Annotated in this window: 10 protein-coding genes; 1 reads left to right on the top strand and 9 read right to left on the bottom strand. The window is 38.5% G+C overall.

The annotated features are described in order from the left end of the window. Window positions 1–16 precede the first annotated feature (16 nt). Complete coding sequence (locus BALCAV_RS12270) at window positions 17–1,243, bottom strand: CpaF family protein (RefSeq protein WP_003321116.1); 1,227 nt, start codon at window positions 1,241–1,243, stop codon at window positions 17–19. Further along, window positions 1,236–2,357 carry an AAA family ATPase gene (locus BALCAV_RS12275; protein ID WP_003321117.1) on the bottom strand — a complete coding sequence of 374 codons (1,122 nt, stop codon included), beginning with the start codon at window positions 2,355–2,357 and terminating at the stop codon, window positions 1,236–1,238. The genes BALCAV_RS12270 and BALCAV_RS12275 overlap by 8 nt, the downstream gene beginning before the upstream one ends. An 838-nt stretch (window positions 2,358–3,195) precedes the next feature. On the opposite strand from BALCAV_RS12275, the gene BALCAV_RS12280 reads away from it, so the two are divergent. Further along, window positions 3,196–4,734, top strand: coding sequence for a zinc ribbon domain-containing protein (locus tag BALCAV_RS12280; protein ID WP_003321118.1), 1,539 nt, complete (start codon window positions 3,196–3,198; stop codon window positions 4,732–4,734). Window positions 4,735–4,899: 165 nt separating this feature from the next. On the opposite strand, the gene BALCAV_RS23110 is transcribed toward BALCAV_RS12280, so the two are convergent. From BALCAV_RS23110 to BALCAV_RS12310, 7 genes are all read right to left on the bottom strand, one after another. Then, window positions 4,900–5,028 carry a hypothetical protein gene (locus BALCAV_RS23110; RefSeq protein WP_268746810.1) on the bottom strand — a complete coding sequence of 43 codons (129 nt, stop codon included), beginning with the start codon at window positions 5,026–5,028 and terminating at the stop codon, window positions 4,900–4,902. A 250-nt stretch (window positions 5,029–5,278) separates the two neighbouring features. Continuing rightward, complete coding sequence (locus BALCAV_RS12285) at window positions 5,279–5,638, bottom strand: hypothetical protein (RefSeq protein ID WP_040323958.1); 360 nt, start codon at window positions 5,636–5,638, stop codon at window positions 5,279–5,281. Between the two features lie 151 nt (window positions 5,639–5,789). Then, window positions 5,790–6,401, bottom strand: a complete 612-nt coding sequence (locus BALCAV_RS12290) for a thymidine kinase (RefSeq protein ID WP_003321121.1) — start codon at window positions 6,399–6,401, stop codon at window positions 5,790–5,792. Between the two features lie 197 nt (window positions 6,402–6,598). Continuing rightward, window positions 6,599–6,844, bottom strand: coding sequence for a type B 50S ribosomal protein L31 (locus BALCAV_RS12295; RefSeq protein WP_003321122.1), 246 nt, complete (start codon window positions 6,842–6,844; stop codon window positions 6,599–6,601). Window positions 6,845–7,059: 215 nt separating this feature from the next. Further along, window positions 7,060–8,331: a transcription termination factor Rho gene (gene rho / locus BALCAV_RS12300; RefSeq protein WP_003321123.1), complete on the bottom strand. Its 1,272-nt coding sequence runs from the start codon at window positions 8,329–8,331 to the stop codon at window positions 7,060–7,062. Between the two features lie 402 nt (window positions 8,332–8,733). After that, window positions 8,734–9,699, bottom strand: a complete 966-nt coding sequence (glpX, locus tag BALCAV_RS12305; protein WP_003321124.1) for a class II fructose-bisphosphatase — start codon at window positions 9,697–9,699, stop codon at window positions 8,734–8,736. A gap of 72 nt (window positions 9,700–9,771) precedes the next feature. Then, a complete protein-coding gene (locus BALCAV_RS12310; RefSeq protein WP_003321125.1) occupies window positions 9,772–11,055 on the bottom strand; it encodes a UDP-N-acetylglucosamine 1-carboxyvinyltransferase in 1,284 nt (427 codons plus the stop codon). Window positions 11,056–11,268 lie beyond the last annotated feature (213 nt).

Consider the following 11,268-nt stretch of genomic DNA (forward strand, 5'->3'; position numbering starts at 1 on the left):
CCTCTCACCTCCACTCTTACGAAACGACGATTCCGGCTTGACGCAATTTCGAATCAGAATGAAGCTTATTCCCTGTTGGCTTTAACGCTCCAATAATGTTGCCTTCCTCGTCCTCTCCCTCTTCTACAAATTCAAAAAGAGGATTTAATTGGATGTCGCCATTTTCAATTCCGACTAGTTCGGAAATGGAGACGACCTTACGTGAATGGTCACGTAATCTTGATAAATGAACCATAATATCAATCGCTGAATTAATTTGCTGACGAATGACTTGAACAGGTAAACTCGCTCCACTTAAGACCATTGTCTCTAAACGACTTAACATATCATTTGTCGAGTTGGCGTGCCCAGTTGATAATGAACCATCATGTCCTGTATTCATCGCCTGTAGCATATCAAGAGCCTCGGCTCCACGTACCTCCCCAACAATTACACGGTTCGGACGCATTCGAAGGGACGCACGGATTAAGTCGCGGATATTAATTTCGCCTCGTCCTTCTGTATTGGCATTTCTTGTTTCCAAACTAACAAGATTCGGTACTTGCTTAATTTGTAACTCAGCTGAATCTTCAATCGTAATGATTCGCTCATCCTTTGGAATAAAGTTAGATAAGACATTTAAGAAAGTTGTTTTACCTGAACCTGTTCCTCCCCCAATAAAGATATTGTATTTAGCTCGGACAAGCTTCTCTAAAAAATCAGCGACCTCATCAGAAAGAGCCCCTTTTTCAATTAAGTCTTCAATCATTAATGGCTTTTCAGGGAACTTCCGAATCGTAATAACCGGTCCTTTTAAAGCAATCGGTGGTAACACAACGTTGACACGGGAACCATCTTGAAGCCTTGCATCGACAATTGGTGAAGACTCATTAACGACTCGGTCAACTTTTGAGACAATCGCCTGAATGATATCCTCAAGCTTTTGTTTACTCTCAAACTTCATATCAACCTGACTCACTTCCCCATTGCGCTCGATAAAAATCTCTTCATGGTTGTTGACCATAATTTCGGTAATCGACTTATCATCAATTAACGGCTGCAAGACATCATAACCACGAAAAGAATGGTAGATACGCTCAACAATCCATTTCATCTCGGCTGACTTTAAGCGATGCTCCTCGGCATAATCAAATACCGCCGCTTCGATATAATCAACCAGCTCATCATTCGGAATCGAATGCATGAGATCCAATGATTCACGCAGCTTGGCAACGAGTTCTTTAATTACTTTATCTTCAACCAATCGAGACACCTTCCTGTTCTTGCTCAATTAATCCTTTAGTAATCGTGATCAGCTCCTGATTGTAATGAGGATCATGGAAAATTTGCTGTGTATCGGCTATTTGTGACCAAGATGGAACATTCGGTAAATACCCACGCACAGGGAGATGATACGTTTGAAAGGATGGCTGCAATTGTCCATTAAAACGGTTCATGATAATCGTCGTTTGCTCTTCAATCCCATTTCCTGAACCAAACAAATCATCGAAGTGTTCAAACAGCACTTTCGTTTTATGAAAACTTTGCAAGTCATTGTTCATCATCCAAATGATTTGGTCAGCACTTTCGATTGCCGCTTTTGTTAATGACGTAATCGAGCTATCTAAGTCAATTACGATATAATCATACTGTTCGGTTTCAACTAAAGCCTTAATCAGTACTTTTGTTTCATCTTCTGTTATTTCTTGTAATTCAATTGGACTAGGGAGTAAATCAAAATAATCAACCTTTGTATGCTGATCATACTTTTTTAATTTTTCGATCTTAGCTAGCAATTCATTTGGCTTTGCTTTAAGGTAATAAAAAATTTGTAAAGATGGTTTATCTTCACTTGAGGTAAAATAAAGGCTTGTTGAATTAAGTAGTTCTAAATTTAAATAAAAGACACTTTTATTCGTTAAAGCGAGCTGACGACTCACATTAACAGCAAAGGTTGTTTTCCCTGACCCACCTACTGGAGAATAAACCGCCAATACCTTTGTTTTAATAGAACCTGAGCCCGTTTTAGTTGGTGATTGATGCTGTTCGTAATAGAGCGATAAAATATCCGAGATCACTTGATTTAAAGGTTGGTATTTAAAAACACTGGTCTCTTGCTCAGCTACCTGCTTTTTGTCCTCGACTAACGAAACGAGTAAACCATCAAAAAGGAGAGAATCAAACTGAATCCGGATCTGTTCATTGACCACAAGTATGTCCACATGGGCACCACTGTTTAAATATTTGAGAACACTATCGTTTGAAGAAAAGAACTTCACATCAAATTTCGACTTCATATTCGATGAAATGATATACTCCCCAAAAGAAGATAAATAGATGGAATCTTGATCTGCCACTACAAGCTTTAATTTCTTCATTCTGAATCACCTGCTTCATTTACATTTATATTTGATTTGTCCTGCACCAAAAGACATGTTTGTTTTTTTCATTTGTCATTTTATACAAATCTTATAATCTAAATGGTATTTTACTAAATTCATCATCAAAATTGCGTAAAAACCCCAAAAACAGGGTATTTCTCCTATTCTTACAATCACTAGCTCCCTTCTCATTTCTTCCATATTCGTTATTAACTCAATCGCCTGAACTATTGCTATGACAGCTACGAAACCGCTTCAATACATATTAATTCATACATATAAGAGAACACATAAATACATATTTTCACATTTTTAACTTTTAAAAATATAGTAACTTCTGGGACATTTACCCTAATTTCGTCATATAAATCCAGGTATTTAATGGTTGTTTACCGCATCATTTTTTTAAAGACACTTAAAAAGAATGAGTAAATTGGATTTTTTTTCAATTAAGGGACGAAATTTTTTTCATTATCAACATACCGAACGACATAATTTGACAAGTATCTACACGGTTTCTTTACTCCTTTCCCTTCTTAAATGGTCTCCATCGTGCTTTTAGTCTAGAGTCATCGCCTCGTTTTATGTTTTTATTGAAAATTCTAAAAGAACATTCTAGACTTTTTTTGAAGATTACTAGTCTTTATGGTATGATTCATTGTGCGTTTAACAAAAACATTCCATTAACTTAAATATGCCTATGCAGTATTTACCCCTATTTCAAAAAATCAATCCCATTATTTTCAATTTTTTCGATATTTTTAAAGTTTGTTTTTCATAATTAGGATTCAATTCCTTTTTCAATAGATAAACGATTTAGAATGGAGGAAGATCATTGAAGTGTAAAAAATGTCAAACACCATTAAAAGAAGGTGCTGCCTTTTGTCCTGAGTGTGGGGAAAAGGTGGAACCTACCGCGACGAGTAAAGAAATGGAAGAAAAACAATCTGAGGAAAAAAAGCCATTTTGGACAATGAAAGTGATTACGATTGTCGCAATTCTTGGATTACTATTGGCGACAACGATAACCTTTTATATTCTAGGTTCGCAATCGATTGACCCAGAGCAAACGGTCGCTGATTTTCAAAATGCGATTTTAAACGAGGATGATGAGTTAGTTGCCCAATTATTAGATCCAACAATATCCGATTGGAATTATTCACGAGCTGATGCCGAAGCTTTAATTAAATACTTAAATAAAAATGAAAATGACCGTGAATATTTGTTTGAAGCATTAGAAGCCCAAGCCAAAGCTTTTGCGAATGGTGATCGCAATACCGCTCTTTCAGCCTCACTCCTTAACAATGGGCAAGGCTCACTAGGAATGACTCAAGAAGGGAAAAAGTGGTTCATTTTTGATGATTACCGTATTAAAATTAGCCCACTTTATTTAACCATTTATGTCAATGAAGATGAAGCCACCTTGACTATTAATGGCCGCGAACAAGTAGCTTCAACAACCGCTGATGAAGAAATCCAATTCGGGCCCGTAAGTCCAGGGACCTATGAAATGGAAGCGATTATCGAAGGTCGTTATGTTGACGCCACTGTAACCGAGACTTTAGACCTTTTTCAAGTCGGTAGCTTTGAACAAACGGTAAACATTGATTTTGATATTGCCAATGTAAAAGTAACGACAAACTATGATGACACTGTCGTCTACATTAACGGACAAGAAACCGATTATGTCGTCGGAACAACTGAAACAGACATAGGAAGGCTTCCACTTGATGGAACAGCAAAATTAACGTTTGAACGGACATTCCCTTGGATTACGATGACATCAGATGAAGTTGATGTGGATGATGAATTTATTAACTACAACAAATTTGTTGCCATGCCTGATGAAGAAATGGAAAAGGTTATGGATATGCTCAATGAAAACTGGGAGCAAATGCTCGAATCGTTAGTAGATGGAAATATCGATCAAATGGTCTATGCCTCAGACGACTACAAAGACAGAATTCAAGATGAGTATGAAAAGATCGCTACATCAAGAAATGATTATGAATACACTTTTTTAACAGCAAAGTACATTAAAGAAACACTTGAACAGCCTGAATTTAATCCACAATCAGATCGTTATGAATTAACCGTTCGAGTCGAATATGCCTATGAGGAACCAGATGCTAAAACATATGCGATTTTACGAGAAGGCGATGTGAATCGAACTGGCTATGAAATGCTTACTTATTACGACGAAGAATCCGAACAATGGTTAGTTGAAGATTATAGTGTCGGTCATTTCTTCATTCAAAGTTCAACCCATACTATTGAATTTGAATTTAATGAAAGCTCCTCTTCAAATGAGGAAGAAGAAGCTGACGAAGATGCTGAGTCTGAGGAAACTGAAGACGAGGCCGAAGAAGAATAACGACATTAACAAATATAGGAAAGATGAGAGCCGGTTTGAGCTCTCATCTTTTTTTCGTTGCTGGGATGAATGAGGATTGGCACTTTAATTTTTGATTGAGTGGCTTTTCATTTCTTATTCGGCGGGATTCGTACCCTAATCTTTGACTCAGTGGCTTTTCATTTCTTATTCCTCCTTTTTTTGTCTCCATCTGCCTTTGGATACCTCTTTTCCCTTCTCTCTCCTCCTTTTTTTGTCTCCATCTGCCTTTGGATACCTCTTTCCCCCTCCTTCTCCTCCTTTTTTGGTCTCCATCTCATCTGCCTTTGGATGCCTCTTTCTTATTCGCCATTATTCGTACCCTACTCTCTGACTCCACCGTTTTTCATTACCAATCTTCTCTTTTCCGCAATCGGCCGGCTGATTTCACCAAACAACATACAAAAAACACCTAGTCCTTCATTAGACTAAGTGTCTTTCTCATTTACATGGTATTGATAACTTGGCATTTGGCGTCTTAGGGCCGATTTTAAGGCTTTGATTTGTTGATTCTTTTCATCATCATTTACACTTTGTGGGATATCAACATGTACATAGACATGACTTCCGACAATAAAACAAAACCCGGAGTAAATTCTGTATGGTTTTCGATGATGTCTATTATTTCTTCTTTATCATCACCTAAACTCCGTTGTAATCGAGTAGCACTTTTATAACTTAAAGCTGTTTGTCCATAAGGCGATTGTTTGTTGATTCTGTTATGTTTCAACGGTCCGGGACCAAATAATGTATGAGTAATATCTTGAACTGTGACTGTTTTTTCTTCCATACCAGTTGATTGCACCTGTGGAGACTGTGGATCCGTACAGCCAACAAGTCCAAATATGACGCCCAAAATGAGCAACGATAAAACGTGCTTTTTCATTTTATTGCACCTCCAATGGTAAACACTAACGTCTACTATTAGAGTGCCCGATTGCCAAAAGACCTTTCATGTCAAAAATGACCAAAACCGATTTCGTCCTTCAACCACACCGAATTCTCCGCTAAGTCTCAATTGAATTAGCTCATTAATATTAAAACTGCTCTTGCTCTACATAAAGCATTGCCGAATTCGGTTTGTTTGGAACATCGTGACAATGGCGGCAGCGTGGTTCATAAGCCTCTGATGCTCCAACGAGAACGACTGGGTCATGATAAGAAGCCGGATTGCCATTTAATAAACGTTGCGTTCGGCTTGCTGGAGCTCCACAAGAAGCACAAACGGCTTGAAGCTTTGTCACTTCCTCAGCTAAAGCTAATAGTGGTTGAATCGGTCCAAATGGTTCCCCCCGAAAATCTTGATCTAAACCAGCGCAGATGACACGAATACCTTGATTTGCTAACTGCTGACATACTTGAATGATCTGCTCGTCAAAAAATTGAATTTCGTCAATCGCAACGACTTTTACATCGGCCTCGATTTCCTCGATAATGTCGACTGATTTTGAAATAGGCATCGCAACCACTCTTGTTCCATTATGAGAAACAACCTCATCATCACTGTATCGATTATCAATTTTTGGTTTAAAAACTTGGACTTTAATTTTACCGAAAGTTACTAAACGGACACGACGGATTAACTCCTCGGATTTCCCCGAAAACATACTGCCACAAATAACCTCGATCCAACCTTCTCGCTTTAACATGTTAAACTCCCACCTTACCGTACATTCTTTTTACTGCTTGTCCTTCTATCTTTAAACAGATCCACCTAGACATTTTCTAAATGGAACATATGTATATGAGTTAATTCCCGAATAAAGGATGTGATTGAGCATAAAATATCGACCTTAAAAGTGAAAAAAACAGGCAAGAGATTAACGCTTGCCTGTTCTTCTTAAAATTACTTAAGGTTATATTTTTTCTTAAAGCGGTCAACACGGCCACCAACATCAGTAAGTTTTTGCTTACCAGTGTAGAATGGGTGTGAATCTGCACTAATCTCAACCTTTAATAATGGGTATGTGTTTCCATCTTCCCATTCGATTGTTTCTGCAGATCCTTTTGTAGAACCACTTAGAAATTTGAAACCTGTGCTTGTATCCATGAATACTACTTTTTGGTAGTTAGGATGAATGCCTTGTTTCATATCTTTCATCTCCTTTTGCCCTGAATCTCTTCGAAACAGAGTTAATCACACATGACGAAATTATATCAATGTGACACGCTTTTTGCAACATAGTTTTTTCGAAAAAAACGAAATGGAAACGTTTATTTCTTTAAGCGAATTAATTTCCACTCAAAATACCGCTATTTATAAGGTTTGGCGAGCTATTAGCCGTAGCAAGATAATTTAAATTCCCACTATTTTCTACGGCTTTGACCGCTCATATCTTTTTCCATCTCGTCAAAAAATTCTTCGTTCGTTTTTGTGTCACGTAAACGACGGATAAATTTATCAACAAAATCAGGAGTATCATTCATTGTTTTACGAATAGCCCAAAGCTTATCAAGCTGATCTTTTGGCATAAGCATCTCTTCTTTTCTTGTGCTTGAACGACGAATATCGATCGCTGGGAAAATACGACGCTCCGCAATTTTACGGTCAAGATGCAACTCCATATTTCCTGTTCCTTTAAATTCTTCAAAAATCACATCATCCATACGTGAACCTGTTTCCACTAAAGCCGTTGCTAAAATCGTTAAGCTTCCACCTTCTTCAATGTTTCTTGCTGCCCCGAAGAAACGTTTTGGACGGTGGAATGCTGCTGGGTCAATCCCCCCTGATAATGTTCTTCCGCTCGGTGGGATGACTAAATTATAAGCTCTTGCTAAGCGTGTTATACTATCCATTAAAATGACGACATCTTTGCGGTGTTCAACTAAACGCATTGCCCGCTCTAAAACAAGTTCTGCCACTTTAATATGATTTTCTGGGACTTCATCAAACGTTGAGCTCACGACTTCTGCCTTTACTGAGCGTTCAATATCCGTTACTTCCTCAGGACGTTCATCAATGAGAAGGACGATTAACTCAACATCAGGATGATTATCAGCAATACTATTGGCCACTTCCTTCATTAAAGAAGTTTTCCCTGCTTTTGGAGGAGCGACGATTAAGCCACGTTGTCCAAAACCAACTGGAGAAATCATGTCAATTATCCGAGAAGATACTCGGCCTGGCTTTGACTCAAGATTGACTTTCGTCTCTGGATAAAGGGCCGTTAGTGCAGGAAAATGCGGACGCTCTTTAGACGTTTCAGGTGCTTCACCATTTACAGCTTCAACATGGAGCAAACCATGGTAGCGTTCATTTTCTTTTGGTGGACGAACCTTCCCTGATACTTTATCTCCATTTCTCAAGTCAAAACGGCGGATTTGTGAAGCGGAAATATAAATGTCTTCTGAACTCGGACGATAATTAATCGGTCTTAAGAACCCAAACCCTTCCGATTGAATAATTTCTAAAACACCCTCCATAAACATTAGGCCGTCTTGCTCTGCTTGTCCTTTTAAAATGGAAAAAATTAATTCTTTTTTTGTTAATTTACTGTAATACGAAACCTTAAATTCTCTAGCAAGCTCATAGAGTTCTTTCAGTTTCATACTTTCTAATTCTGTGATATGGACTCCCATAATTACACCACGTTTCTATAATAATAAAGATACAAAAATGATCAGAAAAAAATAAATAATAACTATATCTTATCTTTTTTCTAAAGGAAATTGGTTGATTATACTTGAGTAATAACCCTTCAGTAGTAATGGAGGTTTTTGAGAAGTATTATTTGGGTGAGATTTGTCTTCATGTTTATTCAAAAAACAATCTCGCTCTTTTGCGAAGGTCTGCCGTTGTATTTTCTAAATGACTTGCCCTAATATCGATAACATTATCTTATTTTAACCATACTTAAGCAAATTATTCAATATATCTTTTGTGGTAATTTCCGATAACCGTGCTTGCTTTGTTAAGAAAAAAACCGACAAAGCTCTAAATGGACTTTGCCGATCTTCTCAAACAAAAGCTTCTTTATCCTTTTAACGAATTACTAGATCTGGTTTCTTTTTCATACTATGAGTACCATCAATAAAACGAACGGTTCCTGATTTTGCTCGCATTACTAAAGAAGATGTTGTCGCAGAACTTCCTTTATACATTACACCTTTAAGAAGTTCGCCATCTGTTACACCTGTAGCAGCGAAAATACAATCGTCACCACGGACAAGATCATTTAATTGAAGGACACGGTTGACATCTTCAATGCCCATCTTTTTACATCTTGTTAGTTCTTCATCCGTTTGTGGCAACAAACGGCCTTGGAAGTCCCCTCCCAAGCATTTTAGAGCAACAGCAGCAATGACTCCTTCTGGGGCTCCGCCAGAACCTAACATAATGTCCACGCCCGTATCATCAAAAGCTGTATTGATGGCCGCTGCCACGTCGCCATCAGACAAAAGTTTAATTCGTGCACCGGCATCACGAACCTCTTGAATGATTTTTGCATGACGCTCACGATTTAGGATCGTTACGACTAAATCTTGAATGTCTTTATTTTTGGCTTCAGCCACAGCTTTAAGGTTATCCATAACAGAAGCATCAAGACTAACCTTTCCAACCGACTCTGGTCCGACTGCAATCTTTTCCATATACATATCTGGTGCATGCAAAAGGTTACCGTGATCAGCCACAGCAAGAACTGCTAAGGCATTCCATTGGCCAGCTGCTACAATGTTTGTTCCTTCTAATGGATCAACAGCTACATCCACACGTGGCCCATAGCCGTTCCCTAATTTTTCACCGATATAAAGCATCGGAGCTTCGTCCATTTCGCCTTCACCGATGACGACTGTTCCTTTCATTGGAATCGTATCAAACACATCACGCATCGCCTCTGTAGCGGCTCCGTCTGCAGATTCTTTCTCTCCACGTCCCATCCACCTTGCTGACGCTAATGCAGCTGCTTCTGTTACTCGAACTAGTTCCATCGAAAGGCTTCTTTCCATTCTTGTTTCTCCCCTTTTTCTTTATTATTTAATATTGCTGTTCTTCTCATAGTTAGCACTTCAAATTAAACCCTAGTTTTTTACTTGATCCATTTCTTCATTTGTCATCTTTTCACGCCAAATTTTAGCTCCAAGACCTAAAAGTTTCGCTTCTAAATCCTCATATCCACGGTCCACATGCTCTAAGCCTGTTAATTCGGTAATTCCATCCGCCATTAAACCAGCAACAACTAAAGCCGCCCCTGCTCTAAGGTCGCTTGCTTTCACCTTCGCTCCTTGAAGCTCTGTTTTACCATTTATAATCGCAGAACGTCCCTCTACCTTGACATTTGCACCCATTCGACGCAATTCATCAATATGTTTAAAGCGGGCATTATAAATCGTATCGGTAACGAGGCTTGTCCCCGCAGCTTGTGTTAAAAGACTTGTAAACGGTTGTTGCAGATCGGTTGGAAATCCTGGATAAACAAGCGTCTTAATGTCGACACCTACTTTGTCAGCAATTCCAGAAATTTCGACTTGATCATCGCGAACATCCACACTCACATTCATTTCTCGTAATTTCGCAATTAAAGACTCGACGTGATAGGGAATAATATTATCAACCGTCACACGCTGCCCCATTGCTGCTGCTAAAATCATATAAGTTCCTGCTTCAATTCGATCTGGGATAATAGAATGACGGCAGCCTTTTAAAGAATCCACACCGTCAATACGGATTACATTTGTTCCGGCCCCTTTAATTCTTGCTCCCATATTCGTTAACAATGTCGCAACATCGATAATTTCAGGCTCTTTTGCTGCATTTTCAATAATTGTTTGCCCTTTAGCTCGAACCGCGGCAAGCATAATATTAATTGTCGCACCAACACTGACAACATCTAAATAGATTTTCGCTCCAACAAGCTCATCGGCACGCAAATAAATCGCACCTTGTTCATTTGTCACCTTTGCCCCAAGTGCTTCAAAACCTTTGATATGCTGATCGATTGGTCTTGGTCCTAAATTACAACCACCTGGTAAACCAATAACTGCCTTTTTAAACTTACCGAGCATTGCCCCCATTAAGTAATAAGAAGCGCGAAGTTTTTTAACTCGCCCATTTGGTAAAGGCATCGCAAACATTTTTTCTGGGTTAATCTTAATTTCACGCTCGGCTAAATCGACCTCTCCTCCAATTTCTCGCAACAATTCTGCTAGAAGATCGACGTCTGAAATCGCTGGAACATTATCAATTGTTACAGTCGAATCGGCTAAAATCGCGGCTGGAATTAACGCTACCGCACTATTTTTTGCACCACTTATTTGAACGGTCCCTTCTAATGGAAGGCCACCTTGAATCATCAATTTATCCATAATCGCATCCCTTCTATGCCTGCAAACGGAATATGTACGACATTCTTTTCACACTTATTTCCATTATAACCATTTGCATGAAAAAGTAACGAATGACATATGTCTTCTTTTATTTTTTTCATAAAATAAGCTTATCATGTTTTTAAGGAGTAAGGATGTAAAATTTTATGAGTCCTTCGTCATCTTTTTAGTATAACAAAGCAAGCTTTATTA

Source organism: Alkalihalobacillus alcalophilus ATCC 27647 = CGMCC 1.3604, assembly GCF_000292245.2.
Classification (GTDB): domain Bacteria; phylum Bacillota; class Bacilli; order Bacillales; family Bacillaceae_D; genus Alkalihalobacillus; species Alkalihalobacillus alcalophilus.

Bases quoted from the DNA above. Each gene is read 5' to 3' on its own strand.
- glpX (WP_003321124.1), bottom strand. From the start codon at position 9,699: ATGGAAAGAAGCCTTTCGATGGAACTAGTTCGAGTAACAGAAGCAGCT.
- BALCAV_RS12285 (WP_040323958.1), bottom strand. From the start codon at position 5,638: ATGAAAAAGCACGTTTTATCGTTGCTCATTTTGGGCGTCATATTTGGA.
- BALCAV_RS12275 (WP_003321117.1), bottom strand. From the start codon at position 2,357: ATGAAGAAATTAAAGCTTGTAGTGGCAGATCAAGATTCCATCTATTTA.
- BALCAV_RS12295 (WP_003321122.1), bottom strand. From the start codon at position 6,844: ATGAAACAAGGCATTCATCCTAACTACCAAAAAGTAGTATTCATGGAT.
- BALCAV_RS12310 (WP_003321125.1), bottom strand. From the start codon at position 11,055: ATGGATAAATTGATGATTCAAGGTGGCCTTCCATTAGAAGGGACCGTT.
- BALCAV_RS23110 (WP_268746810.1), bottom strand. From the start codon at position 5,028: ATGGAGACCAAAAAAGGAGGAGAAGGAGGGGGAAAGAGGTATCCAAAG.
- rho (WP_003321123.1), bottom strand. From the start codon at position 8,331: ATGGGAGTCCATATCACAGAATTAGAAAGTATGAAACTGAAAGAACTC.
- BALCAV_RS12290 (WP_003321121.1), bottom strand. From the start codon at position 6,401: ATGTTAAAGCGAGAAGGTTGGATCGAGGTTATTTGTGGCAGTATGTTT.